Source organism: Blautia sp. DFI.6.71 (genome assembly GCF_020593585.1).
In the GTDB taxonomy this organism is placed as follows: Bacteria; Bacillota; Clostridia; order Lachnospirales; family Lachnospiraceae; genus Blautia_A; species Blautia_A wexlerae.
This window is the reverse complement of record NZ_JAJDMJ010000023.1, coordinates 17,686-36,836: the sequence shown is the minus strand read 5'-3', so window position 1 is coordinate 36,836 and position 19,151 is coordinate 17,686. Positions and strand designations below refer to the sequence as shown.

Here is a 19,151-nt window from a genome sequence, read left to right as displayed (position 1 = left end):
TATTTCGAAAACGATGTACTAGATGACATCAGGAAAGGAAGTGAAAAACAATGGGAGGCGTACTCTCCTACAGCGGACTTTCCACGAAAATCCGCGCAATGCAGAGCAGGCTTACTACCATGGATCAGTTCGAGGAAATCCTCCAACTCTCCGATGTCACGCAGGTAGCCGCCTATCTGAAGCGAATGCCGGAATACTCTTCCAGGTGGGATGCACTGGATGAAAATACCCTGCACCGTGGCCAGATTGAGAAGCTTCTGAAGAAATCCATATTCCAGAATTTCTCCAGAATTTATCACTTTGCCAACCCGGAGCAGCGTAAATTTCTGGATCTGTATTCCAAGCGATATGAAATCCGTGTACTGAAGGAAGTCATGACAAATATCTTCGATCACCGCGACACGGATCCTGTAGATGTTTCTCCGTACCGTGAATTTTTCCGTCTGCATTCCAATATTGATGTAGACCGGATCACTACCTGTTCCACCATGGAGGAACTGATCTCCTGCCTCAAAGGAAACGAATTTTATATCCCGCTTTCGAAGATCCAGGAGCATGAAACAGCACTTCTCTTCGACTATGGTATGGCACTGGATCTGTACTATTTTACCCAGATCTGGAACATCCGTAAGAAGCTGTTTAAAGGTAAAGATCTGGAAGAGATTACCTGCACTTACGGCGAGAAATTTGATATGCTGAACCTGCAGTTTATCCAGCGTTCCAAAAGGTATTACAACATGGATCCGGCAAGTATTTATGCCCTGCTGATCCCTGTAAATTATAAGTTAAAGAAAGAAGAGATCACAGCTTTGGTGGAAGCACCTTCATACGAAGAAGGTCGAAGAATTTTCCAGAAAACATGGTACGGCAACAAATATGAACAGCTTACCGTAGCCAATCTGGAAGAATTCTACAACCACATCCACCGCTCGATCCTTGAGAAGGAATCTCACAGAAATCCATATTCTGTAGCAGTGATCTATTCTTATCTGTATAACAAGGAACACGAAGTAAACCGCCTGACTATCGCCATTGAATGCGTACGTTATGGTGTGCAGCATGATGAAGCCATGCGTTATATTTGCAACAGTTGATTTCTATATGGCGCATAACTGAATAACTGCTTCGCAGTTTAAAGAACATTAACCAGGAGGTGAATTTATGATTGAGAAAATGAAGTTCCTGAGCATTACCGGTCCTAAGGCCGATATTGACAGAGTGGTAAACACCTATCTTTCCAAGTACGAAATTCATCTGGAAAATGCCCTTTCCGAGCTGACCGCAGTAGAGAGTCTTTCTCCGTTTATGGAAATCAATCCATATAAGGAAGCACTCTCTACTGCCAACAGTTTCTATGATGAACTGGCAGATCCGGAGAAGATTTCTGCCAAACCCATGGATACTGAACAGGCTTTAAATACAATCCGCCGGATTCAGTCTGATTATCAGGAACTAAGCAATAAACGTGCTGATCTGGAGAGTCGGCTTGCAGCTCTGGATGAATCTCTGCGGGTGATCCGCCCGTTCAGAAATATTAATTACAATATTTCCTCAATCCTGAAATTCCAGTTCATCCACTTCCGTTTCGGAAGGATTGAGAAGGAATATTACCAGAAATTTGAAAAGTATATTTACGAAAATCTGGACACAATTTTCATTAAATGTGATGAAGATGACCAGTATGTCTGGGGTCTGTATTTTGTCCCGGAGCACGAAGCCCAGAAAGTAAAAGCCGTCTATTCTTCCATGCACTTCGAGCGTATTTATATGCCGGATACGTATGAGGGAACAGCAAAAGAAGCTTTCGAACAACTGACTGAAACACGCAACAGAGCTGCTGCTGATCTGGCATCTGCCGATCAGAAAAAAGCAGATTTTCTTCTTAGAAATCAGAAAGATATCGTTGCATCACGCAATGCTATCGCACAGCTTTCCGGTAACTTTGATGTGCGCAGACTTGCAGCATGTACACATGGGGATAAGGATGTTTTCTATATCTTATGTGGATGGATGACAGAGAAAGATGCCCATTCTTTCCAGAATGATATCAAAGACGACAGCCGCATTTTCTGCATTATTGACGGTGAAGAGGACGAACATCTGAAGCCAGGCATCCACCAGCAGCCACCTACCAAACTGAAGAACCCGAAACTGTTTAAACCATTTGAAATGTACATCAAAATGTATGGTCTTCCGGCCTATAACGAGATGGATCCAACATGGTTTGTAGCACTGACTTATTCCTTTATTTTCGGTGCAATGTTCGGTGATGTGGGGCAGGGATTGCTGCTCTTTATCGGTGGTTTCCTGCTTTATAAATTCAAACATATCACACTGGCAGGCATTATCAGTTGTGCAGGTGTATTCTCCACAATCTTCGGATTTATGTTCGGAAGTATCTTCGGATTCGAAGATGTGATACCTGCCCTGTGGCTTCGCCCGATGAACAATATGATGTCAGTTCCGTTTATCGGAAAGCTGAATACAGTATTTATTGTTGCCATTGGTTTTGGTATGTGCCTGATCCTTTTATGTATGGTATTTAACATCCTGAATGCCTGGAAAGCCGGAGATGTAGAACACATCTGGTTTGATACAAACTCAGTGGCTGGTCTGGTATTCTACGGCTCTGCAGTTGTCTCCATTGCACTTATACTGAATGGCAAAACACTTCCCGGCGGAATCGTACTGTTTATCATGTTCGGCGTACCATTGATTCTGATCTTTTTGAAAGAGCCACTTACAGCCCTCATTGAGAAGAAATCAGAAGTTATGCCAAAAGAGAAGGGAATGTTCGTTGTACAGGGACTTTTTGAAATGTTTGAAGTCCTGTTAAGCTACTTCTCCAATACCCTTTCTTTCGTCCGTATCGGAGCTTTCGCAGTCAGCCATGCAGCGATGATGGAAGTCGTTCTCATGCTTGCAGGCGCAGAAAGCGGAAACCTGAACTGGATAGTAGTAGTTCTGGGAAACCTTTTTGTATGTGGTATGGAGGGCCTGATCGTTGGTATCCAGGTGCTTCGTCTGGAATATTATGAAATGTTCAGCCGCTTCTACAAAGGTACAGGACGTAAATTTGAGCCGTTCCGCTCTGTAAAATAGACAGAAAGATCATTAGAAATTATACTATTTTCATTTATATATCATCCCCGGGAAACCCATATCTGTCGGTCAGCCAGATATTCGAAGCCGAATAAATATGATATATATGAACAGCAAAATCAAGAACTAAGAGGAGATTTAATTATGACAACAATCGCACAGATCATTTTAGCAATCGCACTGGTACTCAGCATCATTCTTCCATTTGGCTACTATCTCATCGGTGAAAAAAACCGCGGACGTTACAAAACAGCTCTCGGTGTAAACGCCTTCTTCTTCTTTGGAACTATGCTTATCGCCATTGCAGTTATGTTCACAGGTGCTTCTTCCGTACAGGCAGCTGCAGGCTCTGAAGGCACACTTGCAACAGGTATGGGTTATATCGCAGCAGCCCTTGTAACCGGACTTTCCTGTATCGGTGGTGGTATTGCCGTTGCCAGTGCGGCAAGCGCAGCCTTAGGTGCTATCAGCGAGGATCAGAGTATCCTTGGTAAATCCCTTATTTTCGTAGGTCTTGCAGAAGGTGTTGCCCTTTATGGACTAATCATCTCCTTCATGATCCTGGGACAGTTATAAGATGCAGATGTTTTTGATCAGCGACAATATCGATACCTACACAGGGATGAGACTGGCAGGTGTGGAGGGCGTGGTCGTACACACACATGATGAATTAAAAGATGCTTTGCAGAAAGCTATCTCCAATAAAGAAATCGGAATCATACTCCTGACCGAGAAATTCGGCCGGGAGTTTCCCGAAATTATAGATGATGTAAAGCTTCATCACAAAACCCCTCTGATCATTGAAATTCCCGACAGGCACGGTACTGGCCGCAAACCGGATTTTATCACTTCATATGTGAATGAAGCTATTGGTTTAAAACTGTAAAACAGTTACCAATAGTAAATCTAATGTTACTGTTCACACACCACTATCTCGAGACATACAAACCAAAATCCCATTGCCGCAGGCAATCTGGAATGAATTTTGGCTACGTTACTGTGAACGGAGTGAACAGTTACAATCTAAATATTACAGGCAGGTGTTAACATGACAATTGATGAAAAACTCAGCCATTTTTATGATATCACTGTAGAGGAAGCCCACGAAAAAGCTGCAGCCATTCTCGATGAGCATAAAGCGGCTCTGGAGAAAATGGCAGAAGAACACAAAACTCTCAGTGAAGAAAACGCCCAGACACAGATCAAAGCGGAAACTGCCAGCGCCCGACGTGAAATAAACAAGGCTCTCTCCGCAGAACAGCTCACGATCAAGCGTGACTGGACCAGAAAACAAAACGAATTAAAAGAGAAAATTTTCTCCGAAGTAAAAGGACTTCTGGAATCCTTTACCAAAACTCCGGAGTATGAGAACTATTTAACTGCTAAGATCAAAGAAGCTCTGGATTTCGCGGGAAATGATGAGATTACCATCTATCTCTCTCCGGAGGACAGATCTCTTGCAGAGAAGCTTCAGCATACAACAGGTACTGCTATCCAGCTTGCAAAGGACTCTTTTCTTGGCGGTATCCGCGCTACGATTCCTCAGAAAAACATCCTGATCGATCACTCTTTTGCAGGAAATTTTGAGGCAGCATACAAAGAATTCAAGTTTGACGGAGGACCAGAACATGAGTAATACAGGTATTATCTACGGTGTCAACGGCCCCGTCATTTATCTGAAGGGCGACAGCGGATTTAAGATTTCCGAGATGGTCTATGTAGGTCCGGAACATCTGGTAGGTGAGATCATCGGCCTGAAGAAAGGCATGACCACCGTACAGGTTTTCGAGGAGACTACAGGACTGAAACCGGGCGATACAGTTACAGGAACCGGAGATGCCATTTCTGTACTTCTGGGACCTGGAATCATCCACAATATTTTTGATGGTATCCAGCGCCCTCTGGAAGAGATTGCCAAAGCCTCAGGCAAATATATTTCACGAGGTGTCAGCGTTGATTCTCTTGACACAGAAAAGAAATGGAACACTCACATCATAGTAAAAGAAGGAGATGTTGTAGGTCCCGGCTCTGTTATCGCAGAAACTCAGGAAACAGACTCCATTCTCCATAAATCCATGGTTCCTCCGAATCTTACAGAAGCCACAGTTATCCACGCGGCATCTGACGGAGCATACACCATTCTGGAACCGATCGTAACCATTCAGTTCGCAGACGGAACCACCAAAGATCTGGCACTTGCACAGAAATGGCCGATCCGTATCCCGAGACCAACCCACAAACGTTTCCCTGCAAGCGTCCCACTTGTCACAGGTCAGCGTATCCTGGACACTCTTTTCCCGATTGCCAAGGGCGGTACAGCCGCTGTTCCGGGAGGTTTCGGTACAGGTAAGACCATGACTCAGCATCAGATTGCAAAATGGTCTGATGCAGACATTATCATCTACATTGGATGCGGAGAACGTGGAAACGAGATGACTCAGGTTCTGGAAGATTTCAGTAAACTGATCGACCCGAAATCCGGAAACCTGATGATGGACAGAACCACATTGATCGCCAATACTTCCAACATGCCGGTTGCGGCGCGTGAAGCTTCTATTTATACAGGTGTAACTCTTGCGGAATATTACCGGGACATGGGTTACGACGTAGCTATCATGGCAGACTCCACTTCCCGTTGGGCAGAAGCTCTTCGAGAACTGTCCGGCCGTCTGGAGGAAATGCCTGCAGAGGAAGGTTTCCCTGCATATCTGGCATCCAAGCTGTCCGCATTCTATGAACGTGCAGGAATGATGCAGAACTTAAACGGAACCGAAGGCTCTGTCTCCATTATCGGAGCAGTTTCTCCACAGGGTGGTGACTTCTCAGAGCCTGTCACACAGAATACCAAACGTTTCGTCCGCTGCTTCTGGGGACTGGACAAATCCCTTGCCTATGCCCGTCACTTCCCGGCAATCCACTGGCTCACCAGCTACAGTGAATATCTGGAAGACCTGACTCCATGGTACAGAGAACATGTTTCCCCGAAATTTGTAGCAGACAGGAATCAGCTCATGGCAATCCTGAATCAGGAGAGCTCCCTGATGGAGATCGTCAAGCTGATCGGAAGCGACGTTCTTCCGGATGACCAGAAACTGACGCTGGAAATTGCCAGAGTCATCCGTCTGGGCTTCCTCCAGCAGAACGCTTTTCACGCAGAAGACACCTGCGTACCAATGGAAAAACAGTTTAAAATGATGGAAACGATCCTCTATCTTTATGAAAAATGCCGTGCACTCATCAACCGTGGAATGCCGGTTTCCGTACTGAAAGAGGGCAACAACATTTTTGAAAAAATTATTTCCATTAAATATGATGTGGCAAATAATCAGCTTGATAAATTTGACCAATACAAGCAGGACATTGATACTTTCTATGATAACATAATGGAAAAAAACGGCTGATGCCGGAACAGTTACATTCATAGTCATAAACGGCTATGAGTCGTAACAGAGAGGAGAAGTTTATGGCAATTGAATATTTAGGCTTAAGCGAAATAAACGGACCTCTGGTGGTCCTGGAAGGCGTCAAGAATGCCTCCTATGAGGAAATCGTAGAATTTCACATGGATGACGGGACTCGCAAGATCGGCCGTATTATTGAGATTTATGAGGACAAAGCTGTTATCCAGGTTTTTGAAGGAACAGACGGTATGTCCTTAGGCAATACCCATACCCGGCTGACCGGACGTCCCATGGAAATCGGGCTTTCCCCGGAAATCCTCGGACGAACCTTTAACGGTATCGGACAGCCCATCGACGGTCTGGGGGACATCACCCCGGATGTAAAATTAAACATCAATGGTCTGCCGCTGAACCCGGTAGCACGTGAATATCCCCGAAACTATATCAACACCGGTATTTCCGCAATCGACGGACTGACCACCCTGATCCGAGGACAGAAGCTTCCGATCTTTTCCGGAAATGGTCTTCCACACGACAAGCTGGCTGCACAGATCGTACAGCAGGCTTCTCTGGGAGAGGACTCTGATGAAGATTTTGCCATTGTTTTCGCGGCAATGGGTGTCAAATATGACGTAGCGGAATTTTTCCGCCGTACCTTCGAGGAAAGCGGTGCCGCAGACCATGTAGTTATGTTCCTGAACCTTGCAAATGATCCGGTTGTTGAACGTCTTCTTACACCGAAGATCGCCCTCACTGCCGCAGAGTATCTTGCTTTTGAAAAAGGAATGCACATCCTGGTCATCCTGACAGACATCACATCCTTCTGCGAGGCCATGCGAGAGGTTTCCTCCTCCAAAGGTGAGATTCCGTCCCGTAAAGGTTATCCGGGTTATCTGTACAGTGAGCTTGCAACCCTGTACGAACGTGCTGGTATCGTAAAAGGCAAACCGGGTTCCGTAACCCAGATCCCGATCCTGACCATGCCAAACGATGATATCACTCACCCGATCCCTGACCTTACCGGTTATATCACCGAAGGTCAGGTCGTTCTGGACAGACAGCTTCATGGACAGGCAATCTATCCGCCTATTAACGTACTGCCATCTCTTTCCCGTCTGATGAAGGACGGTATTGGTGAAGGTTATACAAGAGCAGACCATCAGGACGTGGCAAATCAGCTTTTCTCCTGCTATGCAAAGGTTGGAGATGCCAGAGCCCTTGCTTCCGTTATCGGTGAGGATGAGCTTTCCCCGCTGGATAAACGCTATCTGGTATTTGGTAAAGCCTTTGAGAGTGAATTTGTCGGCCAGTCCGAAACCGAGAACCGAAGCATCACCGAAACCCTGGATAAGGGCTGGGAGCTTCTGGGACTTCTTCCGAAAGAAGAGCTCGACCGAATTGATACGAAGATCCTCGACAAGTACTATCACGAAACAGTACGCTAAAAGAAGCGAGGTGATTACATGGATCCGAATACCTTTCCCACCAAGGGAAACCTGATACTTGCAAAGAACTCACTGAAGCTTTCCCGTCAGGGCTATGAACTGATGGACAAGAAGCGTAACATCCTGATTCGTGAAATGATGGAGCTGATCGATCAGGCAAAGGATATCCAGACACAGATTGATGTGACTTTCCGCACTGCCTATACAGCACTGCAGAAAGCCAATATGGAGATTGGTATCGCCTTTGTCCAGCAGATTGCGTGTACGGTTCCTGTCGAGAACTCTATACGCATTAAAACCCGAAGTGTTATGGGTACGGAAATTCCTCTGGTGGAATATGACAAAACCACTAACACTCCCACCTATGCCTACTACAGCACAAAGATGTCTCTGGACGAAGCCAAGGCTGCCTTTGAAAAGGTAAAAGAGCTGTCCATCCGCCTGTCCATGGTGGAAAATGCAGCCATCCGCCTTGCAGCCAATATCAAGAAAACTCAGAAACGTGCCAATGCTCTGAAGAATATCACTATTCCGAAGTACGAGGCACTGACCAAAGATATCCAGAATGCACTGGAGGAGAAAGAACGTGAGGAATTTACCCGTCTGAAAGTCATCAAACGGATGAAACAGAAATAGTGTATATCTGAAAACAGCCGAATGAATATTTATTATTCATCCGGCTGCTTTTTTATTTGACGTATGATAAGGACATCTAACACAGGACTTCATGCTGTGTGGATAATATCTGTGAAAAGTTATCCCCATTCGAATTCATTTTGTGCATTTCTCATCCACATCTGTCTCTCCTATGTGGAAATTTCCTGTTTCTGTCAAATGTATTCTTTTTTTCATTGTTGTTGTAGATTTCAGCAGAATATCTTTTCGAATATTCTGATTATTTATGTATATATTATTATATTTTGTCTTTTTTGTACAATATTATATGTTTTTTAGAATATAAAAAAGTCAATAGATTTGTGGATTTTTTCGTCCAAAAATGTCGATTTATCATTTTACACAAAACATCTGTTTCTTTTTTACTTATGTAAATCGAGTATTCCACACATATAAAATGTGGATAATGTGGATAACTTTGTGTATAACTTTAATTTACGGGATTTTTCAATAACCGGGTATGTGGATAGAGTGTGTATGACTTTATCCACTTTTCCCACCTCTCGACATTCTTTGTGCAATTTGTCGAATCATATAATTTTAAGCATTACAGCTATTCCATAAACGTACCTACAGCTGCCGGCTGCTCATAATCATAGTTGGAAATCTTGATTCCCGTTGCAGCACCACTGGCATGGATAATCTTGCCGTCACCGATATAAAGTGCCACATGGTCAACATATCCGCTTCCGTAGAATACCAGATCTCCCGGCTCAAGCTGACTGATGTCTTTCTTTGTGGAAGCATCACACTGCGCTGCAGCCACACGTGGAAGACTGTATCCGAAATTAGCAAATACAGACATTACAAATCCTGAACAGTCTGCACCGTTTGTCAGGCTTGTTCCGCCGTAAACATACGGATTTCCCTCAAACTGCAGTGCAAAATCCACAACCGCCTGACGTTTCTCAAGACGCTGTTCCTCTGCCTTCTTCGCTTCCTCTTCAGCTTTCTTTCTGGCCTCTTCCTCCGCTTTTTTCTTAGTTTCTTCTACTGTCTGCTGAATAAACTGCAGAGCATCTTCTTTCTCCTGCTCTGCTTTTTCGGAAGCTTTCTGCGCTTTCTCCACTCTGCGTTCCTCTCTGATCTGTGCAGCTTCCTCTTCCTTCGCAACAAACTCCTGTGTCTGTTCCTCTGTCTGCTTCGCCAGTGTACTTGCCAGAGCACTTACACTTCCTGTTCCATCAGAAAACGCTGATGCGCCATCATCAAACTGTGCTGCGCTTACACATACCCCCTGTGTCAGAACCACAGAGCTCATAATTGCTGCCATCAAAATTGTCTTTATTTTATTATTCATTTTACTAATCAACTCCTGTTATACATCGCTGTAAAATTATTACATTTTTATTACGTTTTGTTACACATTTGTGTATGTTAACATAACATCCCAATTTTGTCAAATGAAAAAAGTGTGGCGGGCATTTGAAAGGATGTTATGTTACTGAAAGCATACTTCATGCTTTCCTTCAATAAGATAGTAAAAAACAGCTTCCGAGGTGGATATGCGTATTCATAAAAATATCCCCAAAAGAATCCTCAGCCTGTGTCTGGTCTTTGCCATTGGCATCAGCATGGGTGTTCTCTCCGACCACTTTGTTTCTGAAAACTCCCGTTTTCAGACCTTTACGGAAAAATTATTCCGGTCCGAAGTATGCAGCAATAACCTCACCCTTCACTACACTCTTGCACACCCTGAAAAAAAAGGTATCAGAAAGCCCGAGGCAACTCTTGGAACTGCACTTTCTGACCCGGCTAAGACCACCAGTCTCTGTCAGGAATATGAGAAAGAGCTGAAATCCTTTGCCTATTCCAGGCTCTCCGAAGAAAACCGGCTTACCTGTGATATGCTTCTTCTCTATTTTCACACCAGAGCCTCCCTTGGAAAAAACAGCGCCCTGGATGAGCCGCTGGGACCAGGCCTGGGTGTGCAGGCACAACTTCCCATTCTTCTGGCGGAATATACTTTCCGGACAAAAGAAGATATCTCTGATTATCTGAAACTTCTGAGTACCGTCAGGCCATATTTTCAAAGCATTATAAAACTGGAAAAGCAGAAATCCCAGGCAGGGCTTTTCATGAGTGACACAACTCTGGACCGTATCCTGAAACAATGCCATTCTTTTGTCGCAAATCCTGACTCCAACTACATGGATGATATTTTTGCACAGAAACTGAAAGCATTCTCCAATCCTGTATTAAGCAGAGAGGATCAGAAAAAACTCTGTACATATCATCATAAGCTGATCTTAACCGAAGTGATCCCCGCTTATCAGAAACTGGCAGACAGTCTGGAAAGTCTTCGCGGTACAGGCAAAAGCAGCCGGGGCCTGGCATTTTTTGAGGGTGGGCGTGAATATTACCTTTACCTGCTGCAAAGCCAGACAGGAACCTATGTACCTGTCGGACAAATCGAGAAAAGGATGTCAGCTCAGCTTTTGTCCGATTACCGGGAGATATCTTCTCTGCTGAAACAGGATCCCTCCCTGATCGACAGGCTGAATCAATGTTCCAGTGAACTTACACTGACACCAACTCAGATGCTGGAGAAGCTTCCGGAATTGATGGAAAAAGATTTCCCGGAACTGAAAGATGCCACTTACGAACTCCGCACCGTCCATCCTTCCATGAAGAAATTCTTAAGTCCTGCTTTTTACCTCACACCGCCTGTGGATACCCGAAGCCCCAACGTGATCTACATCAATGATTCCGGGCGCACCTCTTCTCTGGAACTTTTCGGCACACTGGCACATGAAGGATTTCCCGGCCACCTTTACCAGACAGTTTCTTTTGCCGGAAACAATCCCTCTGACATCAGATATCTGGTCACCTCCTCCGGCTATGTGGAAGGCTGGGCAACCTACGTGGAATCCTACGGCTATGAATATGCCGCCTCCCTTATGAATGATCCGGATTCTGCCAAAAATGCCGTCCGGCTTGCCTGGTTAAACCGGAGTATGAATCTGTGTATTTACTCCCTGATCGATATCGGCATTCATTACAGGGGCTGGGATGCATCCCGCACTGCTGTCTTTCTGAAAGCATTTGGCATCAACAATGCTTCTACTGCTGCCGAAATCTATCAGTATATTGTGGAAACTCCCGGTAACTATCTGAAATACTATTGGGGATATCTGAATTTCCTTGACTTGAAAACAGTCTGTCAGAAAAGACTTGGAGATGATTTCGACCTGAAAGAATTTCACCGCCGGATTCTGGACATCGGACCTGTACAGTTTCCGGTTCTGGAAAAATACATGAAATAAACGAATTACTGTTCACTCGTTACGGTTTGACATTTTCTGTAAAACATTTTAGAATATTTATATCTGTTTGTAATTATTCAGCAGTCTGCTATTTTGCAGGATATTTTGACCTGTCACTGTAAGGATACTGCTGAATAATTACCAAATATTTATCATTGGAGGTGACGTTCAATTATGCTTAATGTACCGGAAAATCTGTCAGGTGCAGTAAACAGACAGACCGTTCTGACTATCAACACTAAAAAAGTCATGGAACCATTATCCTCACACAGCATAGGCAGCATCAATAATATGAGCTGCAGAAATTCCCCCCATACCCGCTCTGCGCCAGTTACAGCTTCATCTTCTGTCAGAGCCACCGCTCCGTCTGCTGATTCATCTTCTGTCAGAACTACAGCTCAATCTGCCGCCAGAACTGTCCCAATCTTAAAAAATCCTGCTCGAAAGGGACAGAAGGTTTCTCTCGAAACCAATGCCCGGATTACAGGAATCCGGGCATATCTGGGATGGGACATCACTAATCCTGAATGTGATGTGGATGTATCCGCTTTTCTTCTGAATAATACAGGCAAGGTTATCGGCGATTCCTGGTTTGTCTTCTACGGTCAGGAAACAAGCCCGGATGGAAGTACTGCTTTTGGGGCAGGTCAGGAAGAGAATCATGAGATCATATCTGTGGACTTTAACAGACTGAATCCTGCTGTATCCAGAATCGTTTTTGTCCTTACTATAAACGAAGCACTGGAAAAACATCTGAATTTCAGTATGCTGAGAGATGCCTACATAAAAATCACCGATACTTCTGATACAGAGCTGGTCAGCTTCAAAATGGACGAATACTATTCCAACGTCACTTCCATGATGATCGGAGAAGTGTACCGACACAATGGAATCTGGAAATTCAATGCAATCGGAAACGGAGTCACAAGAGATCTCGCCGGGCTCTGCGAGCTATATGGGGTTCAGGTAATCTGAGAAGGGAAGGCACTATCATGTTGTCATTTGAAACCATCAACGAATTAACACTGAAAGTTACATGCACCGGCAGCGATGTTCTTTTTGTAAAAGCCGGAGCTTTTATAGCCGGAGATAATTGCGGTCCAAAGAATTACCGTTTTGAAAAGGTACTTCTTGGTCCACAGCAGAGTGTCGGACAGGCTTTATTTGGACAGCTTGCCAGAAGAGTCACAGGAGAAAATATTCCGCTGATGAAGGTCAGTCTGAACGGTGATTCCGTTACATATTACGCCAATTACGGACAGCACGTTGTCATCTATCAGCTGGCGCAGGGCGAAACCATCTCCGTTGAATCCGAGAATATTCTGGCATTTACCCAGGATTGTGATTACAGCGTCCGTTTCATCGGTGTGGGTGTACTTTCCCAAAAAGGTCTTGCTACTTCCACACTTACGGCCAGAGGCAGGAATGCATATGTTGCCGTATTGTCAGACGGCAACCCTGTTGTACTGAGCAATGTTGGCAGGAATAATACCATTTCCGTAGATCCGGATGCTGTGATCTGCTGGATTGGAAACGGACACTGTGATCCCAGTGTCACTGCCGATGTATCCTGGAAAACTTTCATCGGCCAGACTTCCGGAGAGTCTTATCAGTTTGAGTGGCATGGTGGAGATAATGTTACGGTTATCATTCAGCCATCTGAACGTCAGAGCGGAATCCGCGTCAGTATGGATTAACAGCCTGATATAACAAAGAGCCGGACTGACTGCAATATTTTATAGAATTGCAGTCAGTCCGGCTCTTTAAAATATAAAACCAAACATTTCTCAAGTAATGTTTCCGAAAACAGTCTTCCTGCCTCCATTTCCATCACTGTCTCTTTGAATCTGTCGCTACCATTACCGTAAATCTTTTTAAATCCGGCCGGAACTAATCCCAGGTCGCTTTCTTCCACCATGGAAACATCGAATTCGCTGTCTCCGGCTGCTATGATATATGCAGGCTGCAACCTCTTTCGAAGTCTTCTCACAGCCATTCCCTTACTCAGATTTACAGGAACAACATACACCTTCTCTCCATTATGAAATACGTCCACCAGCTTCGTAGTCAGTTTTGCCTGCAGATCTTTAATCACTTCCTCTGGCTTTTCACATTTTGTAAAAATAAAAAGCTCATCTAGAAATCTCAGCTCAAACTTTCGTCTGGAATCCCCGGCAAGAATCTGCTGCGCTTTTTCCATTTCCGGTCTGCTGTTCCGGATCATTTGCAGCGACTCCAGATACCACTCTCTGTCACGCTTACCATTTACCAGCAGTACTCCTCCATTACAGACAAGGGCATAGGGTACGATTCCTATATCCAGATCAATACGTTTATACTGTTCTTCCGTCCTTGTGGATGTTGGTATGATAGTCATCTTCTCACTTACTTTTTTCAACAGATCATGCGTTTTTTCAGAAATAAACGAGATTTCTCTTCCATTATATAACTCAACATTTAATTTATTTTCACCGATATTGCGCTTATACGAATATATTATGGTATTGTCCATGTCCGCGCATAAAATGCCATTCATTCGCTTCCTCCAAAAATGGGACTGCCGCACTGTTATTACCTGCGACAGCCCCATAATTATTATTTCATACGTATTGTTTACCTGCTCATGATTGCTTTTCTGATAAGATCCACCGGTATAATAAGTACTGCAAGTACCATGGATACCAGTAATGCCTTTGGCTCAAGCAGAGTTGTGTTAAATACTTTTCCGCCGATTTCAATGATAATGGTCTGAAGAACAAAGATTGCTCCCATTACCAGTACGAAGTTCTTATTCTCCCCGATATGCTCAAACAGATTAAACTTCTCAGATCTGGTATTCAGACTGTTAAAGATAATCGCATAAATGAAGAACGCAAACATAAATGTTTTCTCATAAAGCTCCGGATCTGCACAGCCCGCAGGGATTACCCAACTGGTAATGCCGCCGATATTCTCAAGTATCAGGATAGAACCAAGGGTAATAAATATTGCACTTACTCCGATCGCTGACTTGATGTACGGAGTCAGAATATTATCTGTTCTCTTTGCCGGCTGATCTTTCATATATCTGTCAAGAATAGGTTCTCCACCAAACGCCATGGCAGCCAGTGTATCCATGATCAGGTTGATCCAAAGGATCTGGACAATGGAAAACGGCTCTGTCCATCCCAGGATCGGTGCAATGATATTCATTAACAGAGTACTGATATTTACAGTAAGCTGGAAAATGAGGAATTTTCCAACAGATTTCGCCATAGTCCTGCTGTTAAGCACACAGTCTTTAATGGAAGTCAGACTGTTATTAAGGATAACAACATCTCCTGCCTCCTGTGCAACTGCTGTACCATCTCCCATTGCAAAACCAATGTCTGCCTGTTTTAATGCGGGAGCATCGTTCACACCGTCACCGGTCATACCACAGACATTATCAATCTGCTGTGAAAGAGATACCAGTCTTTTCTTATCAAGCGGTTTCGCACGGCTTACCACTCTCAGGTTCGGGAGAACTTTCTTCAGCTCTTCATCTGATAATTTCTCCATTTCTTCATGGGTAAGAACCACATCCTTCTTCTCATCTGCAAGAATACCTGCCTCTTTTGCAATGGCTACTGCAGTTTCCTCTGCATCACCGGTAACCATAACTACCTGGATTCCTGCATCATTGAGAATCTGAACAGTCTCAACCGCATCTGTTCTGACATTATCACGCAGACACAGAACTGCCATAAGAACAGTCTTTCCATCACTGATTTTCGCTACGGAGAGCAGCTTCATAGTTCTCTTTGCCTGTGCATGCATCTGTTCTTCTACTTTATCTTTATCTGCCTTTGTAAACTCTCTTTCTTCCCCGTCCGGAAGCATGTAATGTGTTACTTTATCAATGATATTCTCTGTAGCACCCTTCCAGTAAACAAGTCCGTTTTTCAGTATTACAGTGGCACATTTCTTCTCAGAATCAAATCCGCTGATCTCTTCTACCTTCTCCGGATCATTGTCAGAATCATTATAACCATGATTGATGGCATAAGAGAGCAGTGCTCTGTCCATGTTGTTACTTCCGATTGCCTTTCCTTCTGAGGAAATCTTTGCAAGGTTATTCAGAGTGATAGCTTCTATAAACTCCCTGCTCTGGATGGAATCAACAATCTCACCGTTACCTGTGATAAATTCTACCAGTGACAAGTTACCCTGTGTGATCGTTCCGGTTTTATCACTGAACAGCACGTTCATGTAAGCAGAATCTGAAAATGCCGCCTTGTGGCTGACAAGGATATTCTTTTTATACATGGACTCTGTATTCATTGACTGAACCAGACTGTTCATCATCGGGAGTCCCTCCGGAACTGCCATGATCACGATAGAAGCCATAAGCATAACTGCTTCCGCTATTACAAGGAGAACGGAAACAACAGTGATTGCCTGATCTGCCCTGATCAGAGTCAGGACAACATGAAGGATACCTGCGATCGCTGCAGCTGACACACCCAGTTTACCGATACCTGCTGCCACACCCTCCAGCTTCAGGCTAGAAGTATCTTTTCGCTCTTCTTCCTCGGAGGTATCTGTCAGAGCTTTGTTTATCTTTCCTAATTCAGAACTGTCTCCGATAACAGTTGCGATCATGTAACCTTCGCCTGAAGTCACAACAGAACCCATAAAGACTTTTCCATGTGAGGAGTAATCCGTAGATTCTGCCTCGTCCATATTGGTTACTGCTGCTTTGTTCTCATCTCTTGATTCACCGTTTAATGCCGCCTGAGATACTTTGATCTTACCTTCAAATAACAGACCATCTGCCGGAACCTTATCTCCTGCCTGGATAAGAATCGTATCACCTTTAACGATTTCACTGGTAAGAATATTGACCAGCTTTCCGTCTCTTACAACTTTGGCATAGGTCTTGCTGTATTCTTCCTGAAGCGCCTCACTTCTTGAAGTATTTCTGTACTCTGACAGGGTACTGAAACCGGTAGCAAGTGCGATTGCAATCACAATACTGATGATCTCCACAACATCATTTCCGCCGGATAATGCAGGGACAAAGATTCCCAGCACAGCCAGGATAACTTTAAGAGCCAGAGCCGCACATAATACCTTGATCCAGATGTCATCAAATGCACCGATAAACATGGACCAGAGTGATTCTGTCTCTTTCTTCGCCAGCTCATTGGTGCCGTACTTCGCCTTGCTCTCGCTGACCTGCTGTCCGGACAGGCCCTGCATTCGCTCCTCTTTGTTTATTTCATTCATAATAATTAACCTCCTCTTTCGGGTTTTGCAACTGTTCAATCATGGACAGACAGTTACCGGATTTTATATAAAAAGAGGAACCATAACAGCTCCTCTTTTTATTTTCACACAAATCTCTGGCAGAGTTCCCCAAGTCCGGGATCTGTTGTGCCATTTCCTACGGCGTTGAATTTCCATTCACCGTTATACCTGTATATTTCCCCAAAAATCATCGCAGTCATACCTGAATAATTCTCAGTTAAATTATATTTGCACATTTCTTTATTGTTTCTGGCATCAACCAGACGGATAAATGCATTCTGGATCATTCCAAAATGCTGTTTTCTCTTTACTGCCTGATAGATATTGACAACAATGACAATCTTATCATATTCAGCCGGAACTCTTGACAGATCAATAACGATCTGCTCATCATCTCCCTCGCCTGCTCCTGTAAGATTGTCTCCCATATGATTGACTGTCCCGGATTTATGTTTCAGGTTGCCGAAATATACCAGGTCTGTTTTATCTGTAAATTTACCATTTTTCAACATGATTGCAGAAGCGTCGCAGTCGATTGCCTGATGTGATGAAGATCCAAACAATGCACTAAATAATCCACCACCGCCGGATGGCTTTGCCTCATCCCAGCCAAGTCCCACGATCACCTTTGCTAATCCTGCATGCTCCTTTGACAGATTTACCTTCTGTCCTTTCTGTAAGCTTACTGACATTTTCGTCCCTCCTGTTGCCCTCTGGCACTATTCTACGTCTACACCATAACTGTTGCACAAAGCAGCCAGACCACCCTGATAAACGCTTCCAATGGCATTAAATTTCCATTCGTCACCATTCTTGTACAGTTCACCAAATACAACTGCTGTTTCAATAGAGAAATCTTCTCCAAGATCATATCTGAGGATTTCTTCTCCTGTCACTTCATTGAAGATTCTCACAAAGGCATTAGAAACCTGTCCGAAATTCTGGCGTCTTGCCTCTGCATCATAGATGGTAACTGTAAATGCAATCTTTGTGATATTGGCAGGAATCTTTGACAGATCGATCTTAATCTGCTCATCATCTCCGTCTCCGGCACCTGTAAGGTTGTCTCCCATATGCTGGACTGCTCCGGACGGATGTACAAGATTTCCATAGAATACAAAATCGTTCGAATCAGAAACCCTTCCGGAATCTGTCAGACAGAACGCTGCTGCATCCAGATCGAAATCTCCGCCTGTGTCAAAAGCATTGATATCCCATCCGATACCTACAACTACATTCTTAAGTCCCGGGTTACCTTTTGTAAGACTGACCTTCTGTCCTTTTTTTAAACTAACTGGCATATATTTTTCCTCCCATATTGTCTTATCCGCTTCGCTATACAGCTCCATACCTGATAACTGTTTAGTATTTTTACCAAACAGCCGACTGTCTCTTACATTACGCTACTTCAATACCATAATGACCGCAGAGTGCTGCAAGTCCACCTTGGAATCCGCTTCCGATGGCATTAAACTTCCACTCTCCGTTATGTCTGTAAAGTTCTCCTACAACTACTGCTGTTTCAATGGAGAAGTCCTCCCCAAGATCATAATGGATCAGTTCCACCTCATTGGATTCATCTACCAGACGGATGTAAGAGTTTGAAACCTGTCCAAAGTTCTGACGTCTTGCTTCTGCATCATAAATGGTAACTGTAAACGCAATTCTCTCAATATTCGCCGGAACCTTTGACAGATCGATCATGATCTGCTCATCATCACCTTCACCCTCACCGGTAAGGTTATCTCCCATGTGGATGACTGATTCACTGACATGCTTCAGATTGCCATAGAAAATGAATTCTTTCTCTGTAGGGCATTTTCCGTTGGCACCAAGCATAAATGCTGCTGCATCCAGGTCAAAATCCGAACCTGAATCAAAAGCGTTTACATCCCATCCAAGTCCTACCATGATCTTCTTAAGTCCCGGATTCTTCTTTGTTAAATCTACCTTCTGTCCTTTTGATAAATTAATAGGCATATCATTCATCC

17 protein-coding genes are annotated in these 19,151 nt (G+C 44.1%); 11 read left to right on the top strand and 6 right to left on the bottom strand.

Features of this window, described 5'->3' with window-relative positions:
• Positions 1-50 precede the first annotated feature (50 nt).
• From LJE12_RS11110 to LJE12_RS11075, 8 genes are all read left to right on the top strand, one after another.
• Positions 51-1,094, top strand: a complete 1,044-nt coding sequence (locus tag LJE12_RS11110) for a V0D/AC39 family V-type ATPase subunit (protein ID WP_022380359.1) — start codon at positions 51-53, stop codon at positions 1,092-1,094.
• 67 nt (positions 1,095-1,161) lie between these two features.
• Positions 1,162-3,102, top strand: a complete 1,941-nt coding sequence (locus tag LJE12_RS11105) for a V-type ATP synthase subunit I (RefSeq protein WP_055151805.1) — start codon at positions 1,162-1,164, stop codon at positions 3,100-3,102.
• 144 nt (positions 3,103-3,246) lie between these two features.
• The gene (locus LJE12_RS11100) at positions 3,247-3,678 is read left to right on the top strand and encodes an ATP synthase subunit C (RefSeq protein ID WP_008705339.1); all 432 of its coding nucleotides are present in this window, start codon (positions 3,247-3,249) and stop codon (positions 3,676-3,678) included.
• A gap of 1 nt (position 3,679) precedes the next feature.
• Entirely contained in the window at positions 3,680-3,988 is a 309-nt protein-coding gene (locus LJE12_RS11095; protein WP_008705340.1) for a V-type ATP synthase subunit F, read from the top strand.
• Positions 3,989-4,150: 162 nt separating this feature from the next.
• Positions 4,151-4,738, top strand: coding sequence for a V-type ATP synthase subunit E (locus LJE12_RS11090; RefSeq protein WP_025578303.1), 588 nt, complete (start codon positions 4,151-4,153; stop codon positions 4,736-4,738).
• On the top strand, positions 4,731-6,503 hold the full coding sequence (locus LJE12_RS11085; RefSeq protein WP_008705342.1) for a V-type ATP synthase subunit A: 1,773 nt from the start codon (positions 4,731-4,733) through the stop codon (positions 6,501-6,503). The genes LJE12_RS11090 and LJE12_RS11085 overlap by 8 nt, the downstream gene beginning before the upstream one ends.
• Positions 6,504-6,565: 62 nt before the next feature.
• The gene (locus LJE12_RS11080) at positions 6,566-7,948 is read left to right on the top strand and encodes a V-type ATP synthase subunit B (protein WP_055151808.1); all 1,383 of its coding nucleotides are present in this window, start codon (positions 6,566-6,568) and stop codon (positions 7,946-7,948) included.
• 18 nt (positions 7,949-7,966) lie between these two features.
• Positions 7,967-8,584, top strand: a complete 618-nt coding sequence (locus LJE12_RS11075) for a V-type ATP synthase subunit D (protein ID WP_008705345.1) — start codon at positions 7,967-7,969, stop codon at positions 8,582-8,584.
• Between the two features lie 592 nt (positions 8,585-9,176).
• On the opposite strand, the gene LJE12_RS11070 is transcribed toward LJE12_RS11075, so the two are convergent.
• On the bottom strand, positions 9,177-9,923 hold the full coding sequence (locus LJE12_RS11070; protein ID WP_227194464.1) for a C40 family peptidase: 747 nt from the start codon (positions 9,921-9,923) through the stop codon (positions 9,177-9,179).
• Between the two features lie 205 nt (positions 9,924-10,128).
• Here LJE12_RS11070 and LJE12_RS11065 point away from each other — a divergent pair, with 205 nt between their 5' ends.
• The 3 genes from LJE12_RS11065 to LJE12_RS11055 all read left to right on the top strand — a co-directional run bounded on the left by LJE12_RS11065 (position 10,129) and on the right by LJE12_RS11055 (position 13,586).
• Positions 10,129-11,889: a DUF885 domain-containing protein gene (locus LJE12_RS11065; protein WP_227226964.1), complete on the top strand. Its 1,761-nt coding sequence runs from the start codon at positions 10,129-10,131 to the stop codon at positions 11,887-11,889.
• Positions 11,890-12,063: 174 nt separating this feature from the next.
• Positions 12,064-12,864: a TerD family protein gene (locus LJE12_RS11060; protein ID WP_118521508.1), complete on the top strand. Its 801-nt coding sequence runs from the start codon at positions 12,064-12,066 to the stop codon at positions 12,862-12,864.
• Between the two features lie 17 nt (positions 12,865-12,881).
• On the top strand, positions 12,882-13,586 hold the full coding sequence (locus LJE12_RS11055; protein ID WP_118330476.1) for an AIM24 family protein: 705 nt from the start codon (positions 12,882-12,884) through the stop codon (positions 13,584-13,586).
• Positions 13,587-13,639: 53 nt separating this feature from the next.
• Here the strand turns inward: LJE12_RS11055 and LJE12_RS11050 are convergent, their stop codons facing one another.
• The 5 genes from LJE12_RS11050 to LJE12_RS11030 all read right to left on the bottom strand — a co-directional run bounded on the left by LJE12_RS11050 (position 13,640) and on the right by LJE12_RS11030 (position 19,140).
• Complete coding sequence (locus LJE12_RS11050; RefSeq protein ID WP_227226965.1) at positions 13,640-14,425, bottom strand: HAD hydrolase family protein; 786 nt, start codon at positions 14,423-14,425, stop codon at positions 13,640-13,642.
• Positions 14,426-14,502: 77 nt separating this feature from the next.
• Positions 14,503-17,139, bottom strand: coding sequence for a cation-translocating P-type ATPase (locus tag LJE12_RS11045; protein WP_227226966.1), 2,637 nt, complete (start codon positions 17,137-17,139; stop codon positions 14,503-14,505).
• Positions 17,140-17,243: 104 nt separating this feature from the next.
• A complete protein-coding gene (locus LJE12_RS11040) occupies positions 17,244-17,852 on the bottom strand; it encodes a TerD family protein (RefSeq protein ID WP_177968098.1) in 609 nt (202 codons plus the stop codon).
• A gap of 27 nt (positions 17,853-17,879) precedes the next feature.
• Positions 17,880-18,461 (bottom strand): TerD family protein, encoded by a 582-nt coding sequence (locus tag LJE12_RS11035; protein ID WP_227226967.1) that lies wholly within the window; start codon positions 18,459-18,461, stop codon positions 17,880-17,882.
• 97 nt (positions 18,462-18,558) lie between these two features.
• Positions 18,559-19,140 (bottom strand): TerD family protein, encoded by a 582-nt coding sequence (locus tag LJE12_RS11030; RefSeq protein ID WP_008705354.1) that lies wholly within the window; start codon positions 19,138-19,140, stop codon positions 18,559-18,561.
• Positions 19,141-19,151 lie beyond the last annotated feature (11 nt).